The following is a 23,184-nucleotide window of genomic DNA, read 5'->3' on the forward strand; positions in this document are numbered from 1 at the left end:
CATATAAAGGGTGGGTTGTGGCGGTGTCCATCCGCTGTTGCGCCGGAACACCAATGCTTTGGCGCGAAAGCCACGCGGCGTGTCGCCAGGGTCGCCATCCGGTTAACCCCCTGCCAATCTTCACGCCTTGCGCGCCCAGCCGAGAGGCGCCAGCCGAGGACCCGCCGCCATGACCGACCAGCCGCCCATGTCCAGCCCCGCCCCGGGCGCCGCCCCCGCCGACCACCCGATGCTGCCCCCCGCCCGGGCCTGGTTCGAGGAGCTGCGCGACCGGATCTGCGCGGAATTCGAGGCGATCGAGGACGAGTTGGCCAGCGGCCCCCATGCCGCCCTGCCCGCCGGCCGCTTCCAGCGCACCGCCTGGGACCGGCCGGAGGGCGGCGGCGGGGTGATGTCCGTGATGAAGGGGCGGGTGTTCGAGAAGGTGGGGGTGAACGTCTCCACCGTCTTCGGCGAATTCTCCCCCGAATTCCGCAAGCAGATCCCGGGGGCGGAGGCCGATCCGCGCTTCCTGGCCACCGGCATCTCGCTGGTCGCGCATCAGCGCAGCCCCCGGGTGCCGGCGGTGCATATGAACACCCGCTTCATCGTCACCACCCGCGCCTGGTTCGGCGGCGGCGGCGACATCACGCCGATGGACCACGCCGCGCCGCACAGCCTGGCGGATGCGGAGGTCTTCCACGCCGCCTACAAGGCCGCCTGCGACCGCCACGACCCCAGCTACTACCCGCGCTTCAAGCAATGGTGCGACGAGTATTTCTTCCTGCCGCACCGCAACGAGCCGCGCGGGCTGGGCGGCATCTTCTACGACTGGCTGGGCGACCGCACCCCGGGCCATGGGATCGAGGCCGATTTCGCCTTCACCAAGGATGTCGGCCTGGCCTTCCTGGAAGCCTATCCCGCCATCGTCCGCCAGCGGATGCACGAGCCCTGGACCGAGGCCGAGCGCGCCCACCAGCTGATGCGCCGCGGCCGCTACGTGGAATTCAACCTGCTGTATGACCGCGGCACCATCTTCGGGCTGAAGACCGGCGGCAATGTGGAGGCCATCCTGATGTCGCTGCCGCCGGAGACCGGCTGGCCCTGATCGCCGCGTTCACCGTATCTCGTTGTTCTTCCATTTCGGCGCCCGTCTTTTGGCACCGTCCAGCACCGCTTCGGAGAAGCCGTGCAATGACGCGAGTTCCAGGGTCAGGCCGGTGGCGAGTGTGGAGGGCAGGGGGCCGATCACGGCGCGATTCTGATCCCAGATGAGCGGCCAATAGCGCCAATCCGAATAATAAGTCGCGGCGAGCCCTGAAAGGGTGTCGCCTGGCTCCGTGACAATGCGGCGGGCGCCGGGGGGCGGAGTGGTCATCCAGGGTGATTGCAGAGGGGTGCTCGCTGGTGCCAGCGGTGACCAGATCGGGGTGTCGAGAAATGACCCTGGGAGGTTGGCCCTGAAGGACCAGGGAGTCGCTTCGGGGATCAGCATCGTGTCGGAATAGACGAGGAAATCGCCGCCCTTGCCATGAATCTTGCGCCACAGGGCGTAGTCATAATTTGTGAGCGAAGTATGTAAGGGGCTTGGGAGTTTCTGAACAGAATTAAGTAGCTTGCTCCAACAGCCCAGCCATTGAAATCCATCGAAATCGTACTTGTCTTGAATGTAGACTCTTACGCTCTCTACGGTGACGACGCAGTTTGTGTTGTTGAGTTTTTCCAGTCGGCCCGAAGCAAGGAATCGGAAATTGAAGCTCCCGAGCGCACCAAATACGTCGTCCAGGGGATCTTTCAATTTATTGGTTTTATACGCCAAGCTCTGGAAATAGGATTTCTCCAGAATGTTGGTGGGCGCGCAAATATTGCCGAAAGTCACCGTCCTTCCGGTCGCTGGGATTGCACCCTGGTCTCGCAGTCGCTTGACCAGAATCGCTTCGCTGTTCGGTGTTTGCCAAATTCTTGGCGTGATGATGTTTTCATCATAAAATGACTTCATGCGGTCGTGGCCGAGCAGCCATTTCATCGTTACGGTTGTCGTGTCGGGCTCGCCGACCGCCGGATAGATTTGCGGAGCCCCACCGAACCATCGCTTCTGCAAGGCAGCCGCGACTGTCCAAGGCGGGTTCTGCGCAAGCATGATTTCGGGGATTTCGGTGAGTCTGAACATTTCGACATCAAAGCGTTGCGGCATAGTCCCGTCAATCGCGCATCCGGGCGCGAAAATCTCGACAAGCGGTCCCCGTCACGCGAGACTTCGCGCATTCTGGCGCGCGGTGGCGACGGCAGCAGGAGCCCCTCAATGGTCCAGATCACCGTCAACGGCACGGCACACCAGCTGGAGGTGGAGGATGACACCCCGCTGCTCTGGGTGCTGCGCGACACGCTCGGCCTGACCGGCACGAAATACGGCTGCGGCGTCGCGCAGTGCGGCGCCTGCACGGTGCTGGTGGATGGCATGGCCATGAGGTCCTGCCAGGTGCCGGTGGACAGCGTCGCCGGGCAGGCCATCACGACCATCGAGGCGGTGGAACAGGACCCGGTCGGTGCCCGGCTGGTCAGCGCCTGGGTGGCGCTGGATGTGCCGCAATGCGGCTATTGCCAGTCCGGCCAGTTGATGGCGGCCACCGCTTTGCTGAAGGAAACCCCGAAGCCGAGCGAGGCGGATATCGCCGGCGCGATGACCAATCTCTGCCGCTGCGGCACCTACAACATGATCGCCGCCGGCATCCGCCAGGCGGCGGATGCGGCATGAGGGGCGAACCGGCCATGACCCGTCCTGACGATGCGCTGGCGGCCGCCCTTCAGGGGGACGCGCCGCTGAACCTGTCCCGCCGCGCGACGCTCGCCGCCGCCTTGGGGGGCGGGCTGCTGCTGGCGCTCGGCATCCCGCAGCGCCCGGCCCGCGCCCAGGCCATGGGCGGGCTGGCACATGCCCGCAAGGTGCCCTCCTACCTGACCATCCGCCCCGATGGCCGCATCCTGCTGCAAAACCCCTTCGCGGAGGGCGGGCAGGGAATCCACACCGCGGTCGCCCAGATCGTGGCGGAGGAGCTGGATGCCGACCTCGCCGCCTTCGAGGTGCAGACGGCACCCGCCGGCGCGGACTACCAGGTGCTGTTCAATGGCACCCGCCGCGTCACCGGCGGCAGTTTTTCGATACGCAACACCTTTGCCCATTTCCGCGTCCTGGGGGCCACCGCGCGGGCGATGCTGCTGGCGGCGGGCGCGCAGCGGCTGGGCGTGCCGTTGGGCGAGCTGACGACGGAGCCGGGCTTCGTCGTCCATGCGGCCTCCTCGCGCCGCATCCCCTATGGCGAGCTTGCGGAGGCCGCCGCCGCCCTGCCGGTGCCCGGCGACGCCGAGCCCAGGACCGGCGCCTTCCGCCTGATCGGCACGCCCCAGAAACGCCTCGACACCCGCGCCAAGAGCACGGGCCAGGCGCAATACGGCATCGATATTCGCGTCGACGGCATGCTTCAGGGCGCGGTCATCCACGCCCCCCGCGCCGGCGCCGAGCCCGGGGAGGTGCTGAACGAGGCCGCGCTGAAGGCGATGCCCGGCGTGCACTCCGTCCACCGCCTGCCCGGCGCCGTGGCCGTGCTCGCCGACAGTTTCTGGCGTGCCCGCAAGGCGGCGGCGGCGGCCGAGATCGCCTGGACCGCTCTCAGCGGCCAGCCCGTGGTGGCGGAGGATTTCTCCTCGCCCGGCATGCTGGAGGCCTTGCGCACCCAGGCCGATGCGCCCGGCAATCCGGCGCGGGACATGCAGGGCGATGCCGCCACCGCCCTGCGGGGCGCCGCCAAGGTGGTGACGGCGGATTACGACGCGCCCTACCTCGCCCATGCGCAGTTGGAGCCGCCCTCCGCCACCGTGCGCTTCAACGCGGACGGCACTCTGGATGTCTGGACGCCGAACCAGTCGCCGGAGGCCTTCCGGTCCATCGCGGCGCGGGAATCGGAGCTGGCCGAGGAGAAGATCCGCATCCACACCCCGCTGCTGGGCGGCTTCTTCGGCCGGCATTTCACCTATGGCAGCATCCACCCGATGAACCAGGCCATCCGCCTGGCCCGGGCGGTGGAGCGGCCGGTGAAGGTGATCTGGACGCGGGAGGAGGAATTCGCCCGGGATGCCTATCGTCCGCTGAGCATGGCGCGCCTGCGGGCTGGGCTGGATGCCGCCGGCAGGATCGTCGCCTTCCACGCGACGGTGCCCGGTGAGGGGCCTGTCGCCAAACATTTCGGGACGGCGCGGCTTGGAACCCCGCCGCTCGACACCTCGGCGGTGGAGGGTGTGGCGTTCAAGCCCTATGCCATCCCGAACCGGCGGGTGGACTGGGTGCATGTGCCGCATCCGGTCAATATCGGCTTCTGGCGCTCCGTCGGCCATTCCATGAACGATTTTTTCTATGAGTCCTTCCTGGATGAGGTGGCGGAAGCCGCCGGCGCCGACCCCCTGGCGTTCCGGCGCGCCCATCTGGCCGAATCCCCGCGCCATCTGGCGCTGCTGGATGCGGTGATGGAGCTGTCCGGCGGCTGGCGGCGCGGTCCCTATCAGGCGGCGGACGGCACGCGCCGGGCGCGGGGCCTCGCCATGGCCTCTCCCTTCGGGTCGGAGGTCGCGACGGTGGCGGAGGTGTCGCTGCGGGAGGGGGAGGTGCTGGTGCACGACATCTTCGTCGCCATCGATCCCGGCAGCATCGTGAACCCCGCCATCATCAAGGCGCAGGTGGAAAGTGCGGCCTGCATCGGCCTGTCCTCGGCGGCCTTCGAGGAGGTGGTCTTCGAGGGTGGCCAGCCGCAGCAGCGCAATTTCGACAGCTACCGCATCCTGTCGCGGGCGGAGATGCCGAAGGTGCATGTGCGGATCGTCGAAAGCGGCGCGCCGATGGGCGGGGTGGGGGAACCCGGCACGCCCGGCGTGCCCCCGGCGGTGGCCAATGCGGTGGCGGCCTTGACCGGACGGCGGCTGCGCAGCCTGCCCTTCGGCAAACATCGGTTGGGGGAAGCCTGAGGCGCAGATAACAATTCTGCAACCTTGAAGGCGCGTCATGCGTTACAATCTCTCCATTTGTCTGGAGGAGTGTGACCATGGCCATCACCCGGAAAGAAGAGCAGCGCCTGCTCTCGCATGAGGAGTCGCAGTTGGTGGCGCCGAGCCACCACCCGGCATTGGCCGAGCTGTCCCCCGATGATCTGCGTGCCTTGGCGCAGCGCCTGCGCACCGAACATGGCCGTGCCCGCGATCTGGTGCGCGAAGCCAGCCGCGCCCGTCGGGGCAAGGGCGATGCCCGGGGCGCGGCGAGTGCGGCGGAGAAGCTGTTGCAGAAGAAGCAGGCCTTTGCCGCGGCGCTGCGCCGGGTGAACGCGCAATTCGCCCGGAAGTCGGAGGTTCGGCAGGAACGCCGCGCGACACGGCAGGCGGAACGCAACACGGCGGCGCTGCGCCAGGCCCTGGCGCGCCGCCAGGCGCAGAAGCCGCACCATCCGCAACCGGGCCGCACCGCCGGCAAGGGCATGCAGGATACCAGTCCCATGGAGGTGCATCCCGGCCCGGACCCGCGTGCGATCGGCAGCATTTCCCAGGCCACCCGGAACAACCAGGCGCGCCGGGACGCCTGAATGGGATCAGGGCGCGAGGCTGTAGCCTCCGCCCTTTCCGGGCGGTATCCTCGCCCGGTCGACACGTCCAGGAGACACTAAGAAATGACCATCAGCCGCCGCGCCCTGCTGGGCACGACGCTTGGCGCGCCCTTCGCCGCCACCCTTCCGCCGCTCGCCTCCCCTGCTCTGGGGCAGTCGCAATGGCCCGCCCGCCCCGTGCGCGTGATCGTGCCCTGGCCGCCGGGCGGGTCCACCGACGTGCTGGCCCGCCTGGTTGCCGAACAGCTCTCCCAGAAGCTGGGCCAGCCCTTCGTGATCGAGAACCGGCCCGGCGCCGGCGGCAATATCGGCCATGACCAGATCGCGAAAAGCACGCCGGATGGCTATACGATGGGCCCGGTGACGGTGGGCGGCTGGTCGATCAACCAGTATCTCTATGCCCGCCTGCCCTATGATCCGGAAAAGGACATCTCGCCGATCTCCATGCATTGGGAACTGCCCAATGTGCTGGCGGTGCCGACGGCGCATGTGCCGGCGACCAATCTGCAGGACTTCATCACCTGGGCCAAGACGAAGCAGGGTGGGGTGAATTACGGCTCGCCGGGGGTTGGCACCACGCCGCATCTCTCGGGCTCCATGTTCATCAACCGGCTGGGGATCGAGGGCGTGCATGTGCCCTTCCGCGGCGCGGCGCAGACGATTCCGGCGCTGCTGGGTGGCGACATCACCTTCGCGCTCGACAACCTCGCCTCCTATGTCCCCATCATCGCCAGCGGCCAGATGCGCGCGCTGGCCGTGACCAGCGCCGAGCGCTGGCCGACCCTGCCGGACGTGCCGACGATGGCGGAGGCCGGGGTGCCCGATTTCGTCGTCACCTCCTGGTGCGCCATGGCCTTCCCGGCCGGCGTTCCGTCCGCCATCACCCAGCGTGCGGCGGCCGCGATCAAGGAGGTGTCGGAGACCCAGGCGATGCAGGAACGCTTCCTGCGCACCGGCGCCCGCGCCCTCTACGGCACGCCGGAACAGGCCGCCGAGCGCGCGGCGCGGGAGCGTCCGATGTGGCGCGAGGTGGTGCGGATCTCCGGCGCCCGCCTCGAATAGCCTCCTCTCACCCATCCTGACCGGAAGGCGCGCGGCCGCAGGGCCGCGCGCTTTTTTTTGACCGCGGCTCTTCATGCGCCGCAACGCCCTGGACGGATGCGGGTCATTGCGTCCAAGCTTTCTGTCTTGCAATATTTGAGCAATGTGTCACGGAGCGCGGCCCGGCGGGAACATCGCCGGGATACAAGCATTGGGAGAGGTCGAGGGGATGCAGAGGAGAGACTGGACGGATATCATCGGGGGATCACTGCTCCTGATCTTCGGCCTCTGGTTCCTGTGGCACGCGCAGAATCATTACAATCTCGGTGAGCTTCGCCGAATGGGTCCGGGTGCCTTTCCAGCGGGGCTTGGTCTGCTGAATGCTCTGTTCGGCCTGCTGATTCTGGTCCCGGCTTTCTTCCGCAAGGGTGAGATGCCGGTCCCGGCCATTCGGCCTCTTCTGGCCATCATTGCCGGCGGCCTGTCCTTTGCTTTCCTGATCGAGCCCGCCGGCCTGGTGCCGGCCACCGTGGCGCTGGTCTTCGTCGTCGCCCTGGCCGAGCAGAAGCAGCGCTGGCTGCGCACGGCCATCCTCGCCGCGGCGCTGTCCGTCATGGCCGTCCTGGTCTTCACGAAGGGGCTCGGCATTCCCGTGCCTGCCTTCCGCTGGTGGAGCTACTGAGCATGGAAGTCCTCGGCATGCTCGGGATGGGCTTCGCCACCGCCCTCACGCCCGAAAACCTGTTCTACTGCTTCCTCGGCGTCTTCCTCGGCACCTTCATCGGTGTGCTGCCGGGCATCGGGGCGCTCGCCACCATCTCCATGCTGCTGCCGCTGACCTTCCACGTGCCGGCGACCACCGCGATCATCATGCTGGCGGGCATCTATTACGGCGCCTCCTATGGTGGCTCCACCGCGTCGATCCTGCTGAACCTGCCGGGCACGCCGTCCGCCGCCGTCGCCTGTCTCGACGGCTATCCGATGGCCAAGCAGGGCCGGGCCGGCGTCGCACTGTTCATGACCACCATCGCCTCCTTCGTCGGCGCCAGCCTCGGCATCGTCATCCTGACGCTGTTCGCGCCCAAGCTGTCGGAGGTGGCGCTTTCCTTCGGCCCGGCGGACTACTTCGCCATGATGCTGCTGGGCCTGGTGGCCGCCGCCACGCTGGCCCAGGGCTCGCCGGCCAAGGGCATCGCCATGGTGCTGTTCGGCCTGTGCCTTGGCATGGTCGGCACCGATGTGCAGACCGGCCAGCAGCGCTTCACCTTCGATGTGCCCTATCTGTCCGATGGCGTCAGCCTGGTCGCCATCGCCATGGGCATCTTCGGCGTGGCGGAGGTGATCGGCTCCATCGGGCGCGTCACCAATGCCGAGGTCGCGGCCCAGAAGATCACCATGCGGTCGATGATGCCGACCAAGGCCGACTGGAAGGCCTCCTGGAAGCCGATGCTGCGCGGCACCGGCGTCGGCAGCTTCTTCGGCGCGCTGCCGGGCGCGGGCGGCACCATCGCCTCCTTCATGTCCTATGCGGTGGAGAAGAAGGTCGCCAAGGATCCGTCCCGCTTCGGCAAGGGCGCGATCGAGGGCATCACCGCCCCGGAATCGGCCAACAACGCCGCCGCCCAGACCGCCTTCATCCCAACCCTCACCCTCGGCATCCCGGGCGATTCCGTGATGGCGCTGATGCTGGGCGCGCTCATCATCCAGGGCATCCAGCCCGGGCCGCGGCTGATGACGGAATATCCCGAGCTGTTCTGGGGGCTGATCGCCAGCTTCTGGCTCGGCAACATCATGCTGCTGATCCTGAACATCCCGCTGATCGGGCTGTGGGTGCGGATGCTGCGGATTCCCTATTCCATCCTGTATCCGGCCATCCTGCTGTTCATCTGCATCGGTGTCTTCAGCATCAACAACAGCTACTTCGACGTGCTGGTGGTGATGGCCTTCGGCGTGCTCGGCTACGTCATGATCAAGCTGAAGTTCGAGCCGGCGCCGCTGCTGCTGGGCTTCATCCTTGGCCCGTTGATGGAGGAACATCTGCGCCGGGCCATGCTGCTGTCGCGCGGTGACCTGGCCGTGTTCTACGAACGGCCGATCAGCGCCAGCTTCCTGGGGGTGACGGCGATCCTGCTGCTCTGGGCGATCTATGCCAGCATCAGGGGCGTCAGCGCCGCCTCGCGGCTGCGCGCCCAGGCCAAGGCGGCGGAGGGCTGAGCGGCGGGGCCGGCGGCATGGAGCAGTTCATCGCCCCGATGGTGGCCTGGGTGGAGGCGAATGCCGCCTGGGCGCCCGTCATCGCCTTCGGCATCGCCTTCATCGAATCGCTGCCGCTGATCGGCATCTTCCTGCCCGGCTCCGCCCTGCTGCTGGGGCTGGGCCTGCTGATCGGCAGCGGCACGGTGCCGGTCTGGCCGGTGCTGCTGGCCACCATCTTCGGCGCCATCCTGGGCGATGCGCTGGGCTTCTGGCTGTCGCGCTGGCTTGGCCCGGCCTTCGTGCGGCAGCACCTGCCGAAACGGCACCGGCGGATGTATGGCCGCGGTGTTCTGGCCTTCCGGCGCTGGGGCATCTGGGCGGTGTTCATCGCCCGTTTCATCAGCCCGCTGCGCGCGGTGGCGCCCATCATCGCCGGCGTCACCCGGATGCGGCAGTGGCGCTTCCAGGCGGCGAATGTCGGCTCTGCCCTGCTCTGGGCGCCGGTGGTGCTGATGCCCGGCACGGCGGCCGGCCATCTGACGACGCTGCTGGCCGACCAGGGCGATGTGCTGCTGCTCCTGCTGTTCGCGCTCGGTGTCATCGCCACCTGGCTGGCACTGCGGGCGGCCTGGGCGCGGGCCAGCCTGCCGCGCTGACCTTCGGGACCCCTTCTGGCCATCCGGCGCGGCACGCGCCATACCGGCGCGGTGAACCTCTCCTCCGCCAACGGGCGCCGCGCCGCCTGGATCAACAGCCTGTTCGTCGATCATGCGGCGCTGCGCATCCCGTGGCGCAATTGGGGCGTGGTGGAGCCCGGCCGGCTGTATCGGTCGAACCACCCGCTGCCCTGGCAATTGGATGCGGCCAAGCGCCGCTTTGGCCTGCGCAGCGTCATCAACCTGCGTGGCCACCGGCAGGACTGCGGCAGCGACGCGCTGGGCCGGGCGCGGGCGGGGGAGCTTGGCCTGGTGCATGCCGATGCCCCCTTCGAGAGCCGCGGCGCGCCGCATAAGGACCGCATCCTGCGCCTGGTCGACCTGCTGGCCGAGGTGCCGGAGCCGCTGCTGATCCACTGCAAATCCGGCGCCGACCGCACCGGCCTGATCGCCGGCGTCTGGCTGCTGCTTCAGGGCCGGCCGGTGGAGGCGGCGCTGGACCAGCTGCACTGGCGCTTCGGCCATGTCGCCGCCAGCCGCACCGGCATCCTGGATGCCTTTTTTCGCGACTATGCGGCCTTCCAGGCGGCACACGGCCCGAAACCGTTCCTGGATTGGCTGCGCCAGGATTACGACGAGGCAGCGCTGCGCGCGACCTTCCAGAGCCGCCCCTGGGCCGACCGGCTGGTGGATGGGGTGCTGCGGCGGGAGTAGCCGGCCTTGGGCGCCGGGGAACCCGCGCATCCCCCGGCGCATTGATTGCAGGCATCGGGAGATCGCTGATGGACCGCATCCACTACCGCGTCGTCGAACATGATGGCGGCTGGGCCTACAAGCTGGGCGACGTCTTCTCTGAGCCCTTTGCCAGCCGCGAGGCGGCGCTGAAGGCCGCCCGTCACGTCGCACAGCAGCAGCATGTGCCGGACAATGCCGCGACCATTGAATACCAGGACGCCGAGGGCCAATGGCATACGGAGTTCTCCGCCGGCGATGATCGGCCGGATGCCGACGTCGTCACGTAGCGGCGGAAAAATCCTCCAGCGCCGCGACGCCGCCCTTGGCGAGGATGGGTATGGCCTTCGCCACCCGCGCCGCCGGCCAGTCCCACCAGGCCAGCGCCACCAGCCGCGCCGCGTCGTCCTCGTTGTAGCGGCGGCGCACCACCCGGGCCGGGTTGCCGGCGACCACCGCGTAATCCGGCACGTCGCGGGCCACCACGGCCCGCGCGCCCACCACCGCGCCATGGCCGATGCGCACGCCCGGCATCACCGTCGCCTCCATCCCCAACCAGACATCGTGGCCCACCACCGTGTCCCGTGCCGGGCGCCAGGGATAGTCGGACAGCGGCAGCGCACTCGCAAAAGCGCCGCCCAGAATGCCGAAGGGGTAGGTGGAGGGACCCTCCATCGCATGCATCGCATCGGGAAACATGAAGCGCGCCCCGGTGGCGATGGCGCAGTACCGGCCGATCTCCAGCCGCGCCCCGCTGACCTGGAAATTGTAGAGCAGGTTGCGGCGGAAGAAATCCAGCGCGTGCAGCGGGTCGTCGTAATAGGTGAAGTCGCCCATCGCGCAGTTGGTGATGCCGGGCATGGTGGCCAGCAGCGGCTTCAGGAACACGATGCGTGGCTTGTTCGGCACCGGATGCAGCGCATCGGGGTCCGGCAGCGCCGCGGCTTCCGCCTTCGACCTCATGCGGCGAAGGCCTGCGTGCGCACCAGGCGGGCATAGAGGCCGTCGGCCGCCATCAGCTCCGCATGCGTGCCCTGCTCCACCGCGCGGCCGGCCTCCATCACCACGATCAGATCGGCATCGCGCACGGTGGACAGGCGATGGGCGATGACCAGGGTGGTGCGGCCTTCGCGCAGCCGGGCGAGGGCCTGCTGGACCAGCGACTCATTCTCCGCATCCAGGGCGCTGGTTGCCTCGTCCAGCAGCAGCACGCGGGGATTGCGCAGCAAGGCGCGGGCGAGCGAGACGCGCTGGCGCTGGCCGCCCGAAAGCCGCGATCCCTGGGTGCCGAGCGGCGTCGCATAGCCCGCTGGCAGGGCGGCCAGGAAGTCATGCGCCGCCGCCGCGCGGGCCGCATCCTCCACCTCCGCCTGGGTCGCGCCGGGGCGGCCGCAGGCGATATTGGCGAAGGCGGTATCGTCGAACAGCACCGCGTCCTGGCCGACATAGGCGATGGCGTCGCGCAGGCTGGCCAGGGTGACGTCCCGGATATCCGCGCCATCGATCCGGATGCGGCCCGCCGTCACGTCATAGAGGCGTGGCACCAGGGCCAGCGCGGTGGATTTTCCCGCGCCGGAAGGACCCACCAGCGCCACCGTCCGCCCAGGCGCGGCCCCGAAGGTCAGGCCGGAGAGGGCGGCATCCGGCACGCCGTCATAGGCGAAGCCCACATCCTCGAAGGCGACGGCGCCCTCGCCCGGCGGCAGGGGGGCGGCGCCGGGGCGGTCGGTGATGCGGGCCTTCTCGTCGATGGCGTCAAAACTGCGGGACAGGCCGGCGAGGCCCTCCTGCAAGGCCGCGTTCAGGCTGCCCAGCGCCCGCACCGGCTGCGCCGCCATCAGCAGCGCCGCGACGAAGCCGGTGAAGTCGCCGATGGTGCCGAGGCCGGCGGCCACCCGCCAGCCGACGAAGCCCAGCACGGCCGCCACCGCGACGCCACCCAATGCCTCCAGCACCGGGTCCAGCCGGGCGCGCGACCGGGCGATGGCGATCTGGCTGTCGCGCAGCCGGGTGAAGGCGATGTTGGCGCGCGCTTCCTCCGAAGCCTCCATCCGGTAGGAGCGCACCACGCGGGCGGCGGCGAAACTCTCGACCAACAGGGCGGAGGTCTCCCCCACCCGGTCCTGCATGCCGGAGGAGGCGCGGCGGATGCGCTTGCCAATGCGGAGAATCGGCACGGCGGCGATCGGGTAGAGCAGGAAGGCCAGCATCGCCATCTGCCAGTCGATCCACATCATGGACCCCACCAGCCCGACCACGGTCAGCACATCCGCCACCCCGCCAAGCGCCTTGGACAGCGCCTCCCGGATCAGGGCCGCATCGGTGGTGAAGCGGGCGGCGTGGCGGGCCGGGGCGTCGCGGGCCACGGCGGCCAGGTCGGCGCGGGTCAGCGCGACGAACAGGCGTTGCTGGAGGTCGGCGATGACGCCCAGCACCACGGATTGCGTGGCCAGCGCCTTGCCATACAGCGCCAGCGCGCGGGCGGCGGTGACGGCGATGATCAGCGGCGGCAGCACCCAGGCGACGCGGGCATCGCCGGCGGCGAAGCGGTCGAAGGCCTGCTGGATCACCAGCGGATAGAGCGCGGCGGTGGCGGCGACGCCGATGGTGCACAGCGTCGCCACCAGCAGCCCGCGCGGGTGCTGGCGGATGAAATCGCGCCAGAGCCGGCGGATCAGGGGCAGGGAGGCGGCATCGAAGGCAGGGCGGGCCATGCGCGCCCTGTAGAGCAGCGGCGGGCGGGAGGCGAGGGGCTTTGCGAATCGGCCGGGGGGTGATAGTTCTTTGTTTGTTCCGGTCGCACCAGAGGGTCAGGACCCTGGCGCATCTCTCGGTGCAATGCCTTCCGGGGCGGCGGTCCCGTCCGCCGTCCCGGGATTTTTCGCCTGCGCCAGCAGGGCCTGCTGGTCCAGGGTGCAGTCGCTGTCGATCCAGGCTTGCCGCAAACGTCCGAGTATCTGGCCCATGGCCGGTCCCGGCGGCACGCCGCGCGCCAGCAGGTCCCGGCCCTGCACGGGAAATTCCGGATCGGCCTCGTCGGGCGACAGCCGGTTGCGCAGTTCGGCCCAGCCCTCGCCGCCCAGCTCCGCCTGCGCCACCCAGAGCGGTTCCACGGGCATGACATGGCGGGAGGCGGCACGGACCTGGGCGCGCCAGGCGCGGAAGTGGTAGCCCCGCATGGCATCGCCGGGCCTCGGCGCCGCCTCGATCCGGCGCAGCACGGTGAGCCTCTCGCGCTCCTCGCCGGACAGGCGCAGCCGGCGGGCGATTGCGGAAACATCGGCCGAAAGCGGCAGCAGCACGGCGAGGCGCAGCAGCGGATCGCCCGGCAGGCCGTGCGGGATCATGCGCGCGAGGCGGCCGGGCTCCGCGCCCTCCGGCAGCACCGCCGCCAGCAGCCCCACACCGGCCATCAGCTCCAGCGCGCCGACCGGATCGGGCGCCTCCAGCAGCCGCTTCAGCTCCATCCAGATGCGCTCGGGTGCCACCCGCGCCACCAGCCCCGGCACGGCGGCGGTGATGGCGGCCAACGCCTCGGCATCCGGCGCGCCCTGGCCGTAGCGCGCCCAGAAGCGGAAGAACCGCAGGGCGCGCAGAAAATCCTCGGCCAGCCGCGTCGCCGCATCGCCCACGAAGCGCACCCGCCCCGCCGCGAGGTCCGCGCGGCCGCCGAAGAAGTCCCAGAGATGGCCCCGGGCGTCCATCGACATGGCATTGAACGTAAAGTCGCGCCGTGCCGCGTCCTCCCGCCAATCGGTGGTCCAGGCGACCTCGGCATGGCGGCCATCGGTGACGACGTCGCGGCGCAGCGCGGTGACCTCCACCGGCTGGTGGCGCAGCACGGCGGTGACGGTGCCATGGGCGAGGCCGGTCTCGAACACCTTCAGCCCGGCCTCGCGCAGCCTCTGGGCGATGACCTCCGGCGGGAAGGGCGCGGCGACGTCCACGTCATGCACCGCGCGCCCCGCCAGCGCGTCCCGCACGCAGCCGCCCACGGCCCGCGCCCCGGGCAGCGCGGCCAGCACCGCGGCCGGGGCGGGGTCGGCCAGGAAGGCGGGGGGCGGCAGATGGTCCTGCGGCGGGTCGCTCAACGTCCCCCCTCGATGCGGCTGGGCAGCACGCGGCCATCCGGGCCGAGGCTGGGCGGCACGTAGACGCCGCCCACCACATCCTCCTCCGTCAGCCGTACGAACAGCGCTGCGCTTGCGCCGATCACCACCGCGATCGCCAGCAGGATCACCGCCCAGCGGGGCGGCCGCCCGCCCTCGGGCCGGAACCAGCGCCAGAACAGCCAAGCGAGCAGGGGCAGCAACAACAGGAGAATGGCCATGCCGCGATGCTACCGCCGATCCCGCTACACTGGCAGGGGGAGGTTGACCCGGAAACAGAAACGCCGGCCCCGATCACTCGGGCGCCGGCGTTTCAAAATCTGGTGGAGCCATGGGGAGTCGAACCCCAGACCTCTTGAATGCCATTCAAGCGAGGCGCGCCGCACCGGGCAGCATGGTGCCGCACGGAACTTCCGAAAGCACGGAAAAGGCTTACTTCCTGTGTTCTGAGCCCCGGACCGAAATGGACCGGGCCGCTTCTGCATGGTTGCGTGGTGGTTGCACATTCGGATATGCAACAAACCGGAGGCACCGATGCCGAAGCGCAGCGAAACGAACATTACCAGTCGGGCGGCCGAGACCTCGCCCCCCGGCCTCATGTGGGATCGGGAGGTGTCGGGCTTCGGCCTCCGCACCCTGAGCAGCGGCGCGCGGACCTGGCTGTTCAAGTATCGCGCCCTGGACGGTGGCCAGCACTGGCACCGGATCGGCACCTTCCCAGCCATGACCGTGGACGATGCGCGCAAAGAGGCGCGCGCGCTGCGGACCGCGGTGGACAAGGGCAAGGACCCATCGAAGGAGCGCGAGGAGGAACGTGAGGCCGCGCGCGCCGCGCGTGCCGCTGCGGTGGAGAAGCTGGCCGAGAGCTACGCCAAGGCACTGCCGGGCCGCCCGAGCTTGCGCGGATCGGGCGCTATCTCGGCCGAGCATGCGGCAGCCGAGGCGGCGGCCGTGCGGAACGCCATCGCCCGCATGAAGCTGGAGGGGCGGCCGGTGTCGGCAATCGCACCCGCCGATGTTCTCGGCCTGCTGCATCTGGAGGCGGCGCGGCCGGCAACGGCGCGGATGCTGTTCGGGGCCTTCGGGCGCTTCCTAGAATGGTGCCGCGACGCGGGGCACCTGACGAGCAACCCTTGCGACGCGATCCCGCGCGCCAAGCGCCCGAAGCCGCCACCTGCACGGCGCCGGGTGGTCGCGCTGCCCGACCTCGCCCGCCTCTGGATTGCGTCTGACGTGCTGCCCGCGCCGCTTGGCGAGTTGGCGCGGCTGCTGATCGCGCTGCCGGTGCGGCGGGGCGAGGGTGCGCGTCTTGCTTGGCAGGATGTGGACCTCACAGCCGGGGTGTGGACGCTGCCCGGCGCCATCACGAAGAACGGCGACCCTCACCGGATCGCGCTGCACCCACTGGCCCGCGCGCTGCTGCACGCCCGACACAAGGCGATGGGCAAGCCGACCAGCGGCCTTGCCTTCCCATCACCCCGCGCCAGCAACGAAGTTACGGCCTGGACCGGCATGAAGGCGGACATGGGCGAGGCTGCTGGCTTCCGGGCCTGGACCTGGCACGACTTCCGCCGGTCCTTCGCCTCTCTCATGGCCGAGCGCGGGGTTGCCGAGCCGGTGGCCGATGCGGTGTTGAACCACAGGCAGAGCGGCACGCGCGGTGGCGTGCTTGGCGTCTATCAGCACGCGCAGCGGTGGCCAGAGCAGAAGGCCGCCATGGAGAAATGGGGCGCAGCGCTGGCCGTGGTTATCGCGGCGGCGCAGCGGAAGCGGAACGGATCGCACCCTCGTCTACTCAAACAGACTTCTAGCACACCGCAAAAAATGCTGTCTCGGCGGACCGACCGCTCGCTTGCGCGAGCCTCGCTGTCGATGCGAGCGGTCTTGCCCTAAAATGAGCGCTCCGCTGCGATCTGGAGAGATGCACGTGCAACATCAGTCACGTTGTCTAATGAGTTTCTCCGCTCAAGTAGAAGATGATTTTGAGCGTCACCATGCCAAGGTCGCATTTTTATGGTTTGAAAATATTATTCTTGATGAATTGGGGCGCGACAGTTTCAGCAGAACGACAAGAAGACTTTTTGGTGACGCAAACTTAACCCGATCAGAACTTCATGATATCACTGATGCTTTCAAGCCATTGGGGTCGGCAGTAGGAAAACTGAATACTCGGACTATCTCTCAAAGTCGGTTTAACATTAAGGGCTACCCAAGGTGGGGCCAAAATCATGAAAATTATACTTATCCTGATCCAGAGACAGCAGCTGAAGCGGCGCATAATGCAGTACTTGCTCATCTTGAGGTTAAATGGAACGCAGGGCAACGCTTTACGGGCATCGGAGTTGAGTACGCGGAGGGGGCTTCGAGAAATGCTGTAGATGGTGTTCTTCTTTGGGACAATGTCAAACAGATCGTAGATTGCTCTTTTCATTCAACTGACTATGAGAAGATTGCACTTCTAGCTGCGGTGAATTTCGGGCTTGTGGCTCTGCCGTATGAACCTGTTCAGCTGTTCACGACCCTACTTCCAGACCTGTCCAGCGTCAGTTGGAGGGATATACTCGCGTTGAGGAGGCGGCACTCCTTGTCAACTTTGCGCACCGTTGTCCGCGATGTTTACGATTGTGCTGCTGGTGATCTGATGTTTGCACAGAAAAGCTTTAAAGCGCTCCAGGCCAGCGTGTACGACGAGATAATCGATAAATACCGCCCGAACTTAATTCAGGCCGTTTTGGAGGGGATTGCGAGTAACATCCCAACGGGCATGCTTATCAGCCCAATTTCAGCAGCACTAGCGGTTAAATCTGCGTCTATTGAGGCGCTAAAAGAGAGGAAATACGGCTGGGTATATCTTCTCCGCGACGCAAAGAGGCTCGGTTCGCCAGCAGTAGAGCAGCGAGACGGTGAATGAGCAGGCAATGAGTCCTGCCGAGCGGGCAGCGCAGATCGCAGCCGGCCTTGCGCGCCTCGCGGACCTTGCCCGCGATCCTCGCATGGAGAACGCTCTCCTAACGTTCGCGGGCGTACTGGACACGATGCGAGCCGATGCTGATGAGCTGGCTGCAGTGCTGGCCGAGGCCGAGGGCGCAGACGAGAACTCCAACGAGACGGTCCTCGAGGTGCGTGATGAGGAGCCGGTCGCCGCCGCGCCGCTGACCTTTGTGGCGCTGAGCCGCGCCGTGGAACTGCTGACGCACGACGCGCAGACGCGCATTTGGCCCGTGCAGGAAGCGACGGAGCTGCCCGGCATGTTGGCCGGGGCAGTCGCCACTGTGCAAGCCGCGACGAAGGCGCTTCATGCGTTCTTCGCCGCGCAGATGGACGCTGCCAGCAAGCGGGGGCGCCTCGTGCGGGACGAAAGCGGCCGACCGGCGCAGGAGCCGGAAGGGCTGCAAGTCGCTTTCCTCGCGGCGCAAGGCGCCCTCGCACTGGCCGATGCCTTCGCAGACATGCGGGAGCGCGAAGCGGGGGAACCGCTGGCCCGCATCGTCAGCGGCTTCAGCAACGTGCAGCGGGGCGTATCCGACCCGCTGTTCGTCCCGGTGCGCAAATTCGCCACGGCGCGGCAGACAAACGCCGCCCGCCTTATCGGCTTGGCCGCGAGCGCAATGGACGCCTGGCAGGAGGCGGACAGCACCCGCGACGACGCTTCCGGGCGAGTTGCGGCGCTGTTCGATGGCGTGCGGCGTCGTGGAGGCCGCACGCCGGCGCCGATCACTGCGAAGACGGTTGCCTACTGGCGGGACAAGGCGCGGTCCGGTGAGCTGACGCCGGCCGAGGCGCAAGCGCCCTGGCAGGCATATCGCGCACGTCTGGCCGAGTTGCCGGCCGGCGAGGCAGCCGGCGCCCGCCGGCAGCGGCTGGAGCGGCTGGCGCAGGTGCTTGAAGCGCAAATCACGCGCACCCTCGCGTCTCACGGCCCGGACTTCGTGCTGGCAGGCGGCGGTGGCCGGCAGGACGCCCCCAAGCCCGAGCGGAAGGCGCCGAAAATTCGAGTAGAGCGACCGCGAAACTCGAATACCTCCCGTGGCTGACTGAGCCGCGCCGGACCTCCCGGCGCCGCATGGGGGACTCGCCCCCGGCGGTTGGTCAGACATGGAGCAAGACCTTGAGCGAACCCATTTCCCGGCCGGCCGGGCGCCGATTGCGCACGCCCGAGGCCGCCGCATACCTCGGCCTCTCAGTGTCCACCTTGGAGAAGATGCGAGGGGCAGGCGGCGGGCCGCCCTTCCTCGCCATGGGCCGCGCCGTTTCCTATGCGGTGGCGGACCTGGACGCATGGGCTGCTGCCCGGACGGTGCGGAACACCAGCGAGGCCCGCATGCGGTTGCCTCGCCGCCTGACGCCACCGCCAGCGAGCGCCGGCCGAGGGAGCGGGCAGTGAGCGCCCCCCACCGAATCGCCGCGACAAACCTGCGCGACCTGCAATGGCTTCTGAGCGTGCCGGTATCGCGGGCGATGCTGGTGCCGGCGGGCGTCATCTGCCTGCGGCATCTGCTGCGCTGGCACGCCGAGGACTTGTGCGCCTCGGTGTTGGGCGAGCCGACCAGCCGCCGGCATGCGGGGGAGCTGGCCGACCTTGTGCGCCAGCTCGACAATCGTCTTGCGCCCTTGGAGGACGTGGCGCGGTTGCAGGCTGATGGTGTGGCCCTGCCGGACCGTGAGGCATGGGCGTGCGGCCGAGCCGAATCCGCGCGCGCGGCGCTCGCGGCCGGCCTGAAACTGCCCGATACGCGCCACTTCCATGGAGCGCAGGCGGATGCGCATGGCTTCCCGTTCTTCCCCTCGGCGCCGGTCCTGCTGACCGGCGGGAAGCGCAAGCCTGGAGGCAGCGAGGGCGGCGGCGCTCCCCTGGGGGCGGCATGACGCGAACGCCCCTTCGCGCGGCCGACCTGTCCGCCATGCTGGCCGCAAACGTGCCGGCGTTCGCCGCGCATGTCCTGCCAGCCGGGCACCGTCACGGCGGGCACTGGCGGTGCGGCGGTGTTGATGGATCGCCCGGCCAATCGCTCGCGCTTCACCTTCACGGCGACAAGGCCGGCGTGTGGCATGACTTCGCGACCGGAGAGACAGGCGACGCCCTCGACCTGGTGGCCGCAGTGCTGTTCCGGGGAAACACGCGCGACGCCATGGCGTGGGCGCGGCAATGGCTTGAGGTCGGCAACGGCACCGCCGCGCCGTCGCCCCCGAGGAAGGCGCCTGAGGCGGTGCAGGCATCGGCGGGCGCCGATGATGCGGCCCGCCGCCGGAAGGCACTTGCGCTGTTTCTGAACGGCCAGGAGCGCATCGCAGGCACGCCTGCCGGGGAATACCTGGCAGCACGCGGGATCATGCTGGCGGAGCTGGAGCGGCAGCCGCGCGCGCTGCGATTCCATCCCGAGTGCTGGTGCCAGGAGATTGGCCGGCCACTGCCCGCGATGCTGGCCGCGATCACTGACGGCGCGGGCGAGCATGTCGGCACGCATCGCACCTGGTTGGCCGAGGACGGCGGCGGCTGGCGCAAGGCGCCGCTGCGCGACGCGAAGAAGACCCTCGGACGCTATGCGGGCGGTTTCATCCCCTTGTGGCGCGGTGCCTCAGGGAAGCCGCTGCGTGACGCACCGGCCGGCGAGGTTGTGGCGATGGCGGAGGGGATCGAAACCGCCCTGTCTGTCGTGCTGGCATGCCCTGAGCTGCGCGTGTTCGCAGCCGTGGCACTCGCCAACATGGGCAGCGTGGTCCTGCCGGCAGCGGTCTCGCGCGTGATCCTCTGCGCCGATAACGACGGCGAAAACCCGAAGGCGGCGGCGCTGCTGGAGCGAGCGGCGGACCGCTTCGCGGCAGAGGGGCGCGAAGTGCGCATCGCCCGCCCGCCGGTCGGGAAGGACTTCAACGACACGCTGCGCGCGGAGCTGCCGGCATGAGCGGCGGGAAGAACGGCGCGAACGGCAGCGCGAAGACGCCGGGCGCAGGCAAAGGCGGGCGTGACGCGATCCGCGCGGCGGTGCAGGGCGCGGCACCCGTGACGAAGACAGCCTTCGAGATGCCGCACGGTTTCGAGATGCGCGCCGATGGGTTGTGGCGCTTGCCGCCCAGCGAGAAGGATATGCCCTTCCGCATCTGCGGCACCCTGGAGGTTGCGGCAGAGAGCCGCCCCGAGAACGGCGACGATTGGGGCTTATTGCTGCGCTGGCAGGATCGCGACGGCACGGCGCATGAGTGGATCATGCCTCGCCGGTTGCTGGCCGGTGAAGGTGTGCAGGTGCGGGAACGGCTGGCCGCGTGCGGGCTGTTCGTTAGTGCGGCGCAGGGGGCACGTCTCGCTCTGGTTCAGTTCCTCGCCACCGTGCGGGCAACGGCGCGCGTGCGAACGGTGCAGCGCACCGGCTGGTATCAGCCGGCGGGGGGAAGCCCCATCTTCGTTCTGCCGAGCGGGCCGCTTGGCGCAACGTCCGGCGAGTTGGTGAGGCTGGACATGGACCCGCCGCCGAGCATCTACGGCCAGCGCGGCACGCTGGACGGATGGCGCGGCCAGGTGGCGCGCCTGTGCGTGAGCAACACCCGCCTCGCCTTCGGAGTGTCCTGCGGCTTCGCCGGCCCTTTGCTGTTCCTTGTTGGCGACGAGGGCGGCGGCATCAACCTTCGCGGCGAGAGCAGCAAGGGCAAGACGACGATCATTGACGCGGCCGCCAGCGTCATGGGGCCACCGAGCAAGACCGGACCGGATGCCTTCGTGCGGCCGTGGCGAGCCACCAGCAACGCGCTTGAGCAGGTGGCGGCGGCGCACAACCACGCACTATTGCCCATGGATGAGATGGGGCAGGCGGACCCGAAGGAGCTTGGCGAAACGCTCTACATGCTGGCGAACGGCAGCGGGAAGGAGCGCGCCCGAGCTGGCGGCGGGAACCGCCGCAACACGACCTGGATCACGCTTGTCCTATCGAGCAGCGAGGAGAGCGCCGGCAGCCTCGCATCCCAGGCCGGCAAGCGGATCAAGGCTGGCCAGGAGGTTCGCTTGCTGGACGTGCCAGCCGTGGTCCCGGGCGGGTTCGGGTGTTTCGACACGCTGCACGGCGAGGCGGACGGTGGAGCTTTCGCGCAGCTTGTTCGGCGCGGCGTGGTGGCGCAGCACGGCACGGCAGGGCCGGCCTTCATCGCTTGGCTTGCGGCGGAGCTGGCGCGCGATGCCGACTTTGCCAACCTGGTGGTTGCCGCTCGCATGTCGGCATGGGCTGCTGCCCATGTGCCCAAGGGGGCGGATGGCCAGGTGCAGCGCGCCGCGCGACGCATGGCGCTGGTGGCAGTTGCCGGCGAGTTGGCGACCGAGGCGGGCATTACAGGCTGGCCGGCCGGCGAGGTCGAGCGCGCGGCGGGGGCTGTTTTCCGCGATTGGATGCTGGAGCGCGGCGGCATCGGCAGCCGCGAAGATCACAACCTTTTCGCCGCGCTGCGCCGATTCATCGGTATGCACGGCGCAGCGAGGTTTGCGGTGGTGAAAGACGCAAACCCCGACGCGGAAGGTGCGCAGACCGAGCCGCCTTTGCCCGATGGGGAGCGGACCATCAACCGCGCGGGCTGGCGCTGGCAGGAGACGAACGACAAGGGCGAACGTCGGTGGGTGCATGGCATCCTGCCCGAAGTCTTCGCGGCCGAGATCATCGGCCCCCTCGGGCTGGAGGAGCGGGAAGCGCGCGCGCGTCTTGGCAGGGCTGGTCTCATTCGCGGGCAGCCGGACAAGGACGGCATGCGCTGGACGATCAAGCCGCGTGTAATCCCCGGCGTTGGCCGGCCGCGCCTGGTGGTGGTAGAGCCGGCCGCGCTTGAGGGCGCCCGCGAGTGACGGCCGGGCCTCCCGTGCTGAACGCCCGCCGGGACGGGCGGCCGGCGCGAGCGGTCTTCATCGGCCGTCCCTCGAAGTGGGGAAACTCCTTCGTCATCGGCCGCTACGCGAGCCGCGCCCAGGTTGTCGCCCGCTACCGAGCCTGGTTGTGCGAGCAGCCCGAGCTGGTGGCCGCCTTGCCCGAGCTGCGCGGCCGAGGCCTGGTGTGCTTCTGCGCGCCGGCCGCCTGCCGTGGCGACCTGCTGCTTGCCGTTGCGAACGGGGCGGAGCCGAGTGTCGGAGCGGGCGCGACCGGCCCGGGCGGCGGGGGCGCGGAGCGTTCTTCCGCGCCGCCCCGAGCCGCCCATGCGGAGCGCAACCCCTCGGCGCGAAAGGCACAAGCACCGGGACACCGGGACACTTCTGTTCCTGTTGTAGATGAAAGCTAAGCAGGACAACGGGTTGCGGTGTCCCGGTGGTGGTGTCCCGGTCAAATTCGATACCGGGACACCGGGACACGCCGAGGCGGCGGCCTGAGGTTTGGACGTGTCCCGGTCCGGACGCACCGGGACGGCACTCTGCCAGGGACCGGGACAGAAAATATCTAGCAGAAACAATTGTTTATTGGCTTATGTCCCGATATCCCGGTTGTCCCGGTGAAAATGCGGTAGGCGTCCGGCCAGATAGCTCGGCGCCATCTGGCAGGGAGACACCTAAACCATTGACTTAGCTTCGTATTCTGGCGATCGGAGGGGGTTTTTCCCCGTTACGTTGGGCAGAGTGACAGTGACGCGGCGACTGGCCGCGCCGCTCTACTTCTAGGCATCGTGCCAGCCTCGGGATCGGCGCCGAGCTGGCGGAGCTGCGCGCCCGGGTGACGTGCGCTGCCGGCCTCGGGGCCGGTGCTGGGCTGGCGGAGCTGCGCGACCTTGTGGCGTGCGCTGCTGGCCTCAGGACCGGTGCCGAGCCGGTGGAGCCGCGCCACTTGGTGGCGTGCCCGCCGGCCTCGGGATCGGCGCCGAGCCGGCGGA

General features: G+C 68.8%; 23 protein-coding genes. 18 read left to right on the forward strand and 5 right to left on the reverse strand.

All coding sequences use genetic code 11. From position 1 onward, the window contains the following. Positions 1-187 precede the first annotated feature (187 nt). Entirely contained in the window at positions 188-1,087 is a 900-nt protein-coding gene (gene hemF, locus JJQ90_RS21640) for an oxygen-dependent coproporphyrinogen oxidase (RefSeq protein ID WP_216878464.1), read from the forward strand. A gap of 9 nt (positions 1,088-1,096) precedes the next feature. Here hemF and JJQ90_RS21645 read toward each other — a convergent pair whose 3' ends face one another. Then, positions 1,097-2,173 (reverse strand): DUF6402 family protein, encoded by a 1,077-nt coding sequence (locus tag JJQ90_RS21645; RefSeq protein ID WP_216878352.1) that lies wholly within the window; start codon positions 2,171-2,173, stop codon positions 1,097-1,099. Between the two features lie 108 nt (positions 2,174-2,281). On the opposite strand from JJQ90_RS21645, the gene JJQ90_RS21650 reads away from it, so the two are divergent. From JJQ90_RS21650 to JJQ90_RS21690, 9 genes are all read left to right on the forward strand, one after another. After that, the gene (locus JJQ90_RS21650; protein ID WP_216878353.1) at positions 2,282-2,734 is read left to right on the forward strand and encodes a (2Fe-2S)-binding protein; all 453 of its coding nucleotides are present in this window, start codon (positions 2,282-2,284) and stop codon (positions 2,732-2,734) included. Between the two features lie 14 nt (positions 2,735-2,748). Continuing rightward, on the forward strand, positions 2,749-4,992 hold the full coding sequence (locus JJQ90_RS21655) for a xanthine dehydrogenase family protein molybdopterin-binding subunit (RefSeq protein ID WP_216878354.1): 2,244 nt from the start codon (positions 2,749-2,751) through the stop codon (positions 4,990-4,992). A 77-nt stretch (positions 4,993-5,069) separates the two neighbouring features. Continuing rightward, positions 5,070-5,600, forward strand: a complete 531-nt coding sequence (locus JJQ90_RS21660; RefSeq protein WP_216878355.1) for a hypothetical protein — start codon at positions 5,070-5,072, stop codon at positions 5,598-5,600. An 84-nt stretch (positions 5,601-5,684) separates the two neighbouring features. Beyond that, the gene (locus JJQ90_RS21665; protein WP_216878356.1) at positions 5,685-6,683 is read left to right on the forward strand and encodes a Bug family tripartite tricarboxylate transporter substrate binding protein; all 999 of its coding nucleotides are present in this window, start codon (positions 5,685-5,687) and stop codon (positions 6,681-6,683) included. A 190-nt stretch (positions 6,684-6,873) separates the two neighbouring features. Next, positions 6,874-7,344: a tripartite tricarboxylate transporter TctB family protein gene (locus JJQ90_RS21670; RefSeq protein ID WP_230410878.1), complete on the forward strand. Its 471-nt coding sequence runs from the start codon at positions 6,874-6,876 to the stop codon at positions 7,342-7,344. Positions 7,345-7,346: 2 nt separating this feature from the next. Beyond that, complete coding sequence (locus JJQ90_RS21675; protein ID WP_216878357.1) at positions 7,347-8,876, forward strand: tripartite tricarboxylate transporter permease; 1,530 nt, start codon at positions 7,347-7,349, stop codon at positions 8,874-8,876. Positions 8,877-8,893: 17 nt separating this feature from the next. Then, positions 8,894-9,514 carry a DedA family protein gene (locus JJQ90_RS21680; RefSeq protein ID WP_216878358.1) on the forward strand — a complete coding sequence of 207 codons (621 nt, stop codon included), beginning with the start codon at positions 8,894-8,896 and terminating at the stop codon, positions 9,512-9,514. A 51-nt stretch (positions 9,515-9,565) separates the two neighbouring features. Continuing rightward, positions 9,566-10,228: a tyrosine-protein phosphatase gene (locus JJQ90_RS21685; protein ID WP_329959495.1), complete on the forward strand. Its 663-nt coding sequence runs from the start codon at positions 9,566-9,568 to the stop codon at positions 10,226-10,228. A gap of 68 nt (positions 10,229-10,296) precedes the next feature. Further along, positions 10,297-10,536 carry a DUF2188 domain-containing protein gene (locus JJQ90_RS21690; protein ID WP_216878359.1) on the forward strand — a complete coding sequence of 80 codons (240 nt, stop codon included), beginning with the start codon at positions 10,297-10,299 and terminating at the stop codon, positions 10,534-10,536. On the opposite strand, the gene JJQ90_RS21695 is transcribed toward JJQ90_RS21690, so the two are convergent. The 4 genes from JJQ90_RS21695 to JJQ90_RS21710 form a co-directional block, all read right to left on the reverse strand. Further along, a complete protein-coding gene (locus JJQ90_RS21695; protein ID WP_216878360.1) occupies positions 10,529-11,209 on the reverse strand; it encodes a CatB-related O-acetyltransferase in 681 nt (226 codons plus the stop codon). The genes JJQ90_RS21690 and JJQ90_RS21695 overlap by 8 nt on opposite strands. After that, on the reverse strand, positions 11,206-12,960 hold the full coding sequence (locus tag JJQ90_RS21700; protein ID WP_216878361.1) for an ABC transporter ATP-binding protein: 1,755 nt from the start codon (positions 12,958-12,960) through the stop codon (positions 11,206-11,208). The genes JJQ90_RS21695 and JJQ90_RS21700 overlap by 4 nt, the downstream gene beginning before the upstream one ends. Positions 12,961-13,056: 96 nt before the next feature. Then, entirely contained in the window at positions 13,057-14,337 is a 1,281-nt protein-coding gene (locus tag JJQ90_RS21705) for a CCA tRNA nucleotidyltransferase (RefSeq protein WP_216878362.1), read from the reverse strand. Then, positions 14,334-14,576 (reverse strand): hypothetical protein, encoded by a 243-nt coding sequence (locus JJQ90_RS21710; protein ID WP_216878363.1) that lies wholly within the window; start codon positions 14,574-14,576, stop codon positions 14,334-14,336. The genes JJQ90_RS21705 and JJQ90_RS21710 overlap by 4 nt, the downstream gene beginning before the upstream one ends. A gap of 313 nt (positions 14,577-14,889) precedes the next feature. Here JJQ90_RS21710 and JJQ90_RS21715 point away from each other — a divergent pair, with 313 nt between their 5' ends. The 8 genes from JJQ90_RS21715 to JJQ90_RS27650 are packed head-to-tail and all read left to right on the forward strand — an operon-like array spanning position 14,890 to position 22,602. Beyond that, complete coding sequence (locus JJQ90_RS21715) at positions 14,890-16,248, forward strand: tyrosine-type recombinase/integrase (RefSeq protein WP_216878364.1); 1,359 nt, start codon at positions 14,890-14,892, stop codon at positions 16,246-16,248. A gap of 1 nt (position 16,249) precedes the next feature. Then, positions 16,250-17,266, forward strand: a complete 1,017-nt coding sequence (locus tag JJQ90_RS21720; RefSeq protein WP_216878365.1) for a hypothetical protein — start codon at positions 16,250-16,252, stop codon at positions 17,264-17,266. Positions 17,267-17,273: 7 nt separating this feature from the next. Next, positions 17,274-18,389, forward strand: coding sequence for a hypothetical protein (locus JJQ90_RS21725; protein ID WP_216878366.1), 1,116 nt, complete (start codon positions 17,274-17,276; stop codon positions 18,387-18,389). A 29-nt stretch (positions 18,390-18,418) separates the two neighbouring features. Further along, entirely contained in the window at positions 18,419-18,739 is a 321-nt protein-coding gene (locus tag JJQ90_RS21730) for a helix-turn-helix transcriptional regulator (protein WP_216878367.1), read from the forward strand. Next, positions 18,736-19,221 (forward strand): hypothetical protein, encoded by a 486-nt coding sequence (locus tag JJQ90_RS21735; protein ID WP_216878368.1) that lies wholly within the window; start codon positions 18,736-18,738, stop codon positions 19,219-19,221. Before JJQ90_RS21730 ends, JJQ90_RS21735 begins: the two co-directional genes overlap by 4 nt. Continuing rightward, positions 19,218-20,258 (forward strand): DUF7146 domain-containing protein, encoded by a 1,041-nt coding sequence (locus JJQ90_RS21740; protein ID WP_216878369.1) that lies wholly within the window; start codon positions 19,218-19,220, stop codon positions 20,256-20,258. The genes JJQ90_RS21735 and JJQ90_RS21740 overlap by 4 nt, the downstream gene beginning before the upstream one ends. Then, positions 20,255-22,174, forward strand: coding sequence for a DUF927 domain-containing protein (locus JJQ90_RS21745; RefSeq protein ID WP_216878370.1), 1,920 nt, complete (start codon positions 20,255-20,257; stop codon positions 22,172-22,174). Before JJQ90_RS21740 ends, JJQ90_RS21745 begins: the two co-directional genes overlap by 4 nt. Positions 22,175-22,188: 14 nt before the next feature. Next, positions 22,189-22,602 (forward strand): DUF4326 domain-containing protein, encoded by a 414-nt coding sequence (locus JJQ90_RS27650; RefSeq protein WP_216878371.1) that lies wholly within the window; start codon positions 22,189-22,191, stop codon positions 22,600-22,602. Positions 22,603-23,184 lie beyond the last annotated feature (582 nt).

Origin of the sequence: Falsiroseomonas oleicola, assembly GCF_019029495.1 — a bacterium.
GTDB classification, from domain to species: domain Bacteria; phylum Pseudomonadota; class Alphaproteobacteria; order Acetobacterales; family Acetobacteraceae; genus Falsiroseomonas; species Falsiroseomonas oleicola.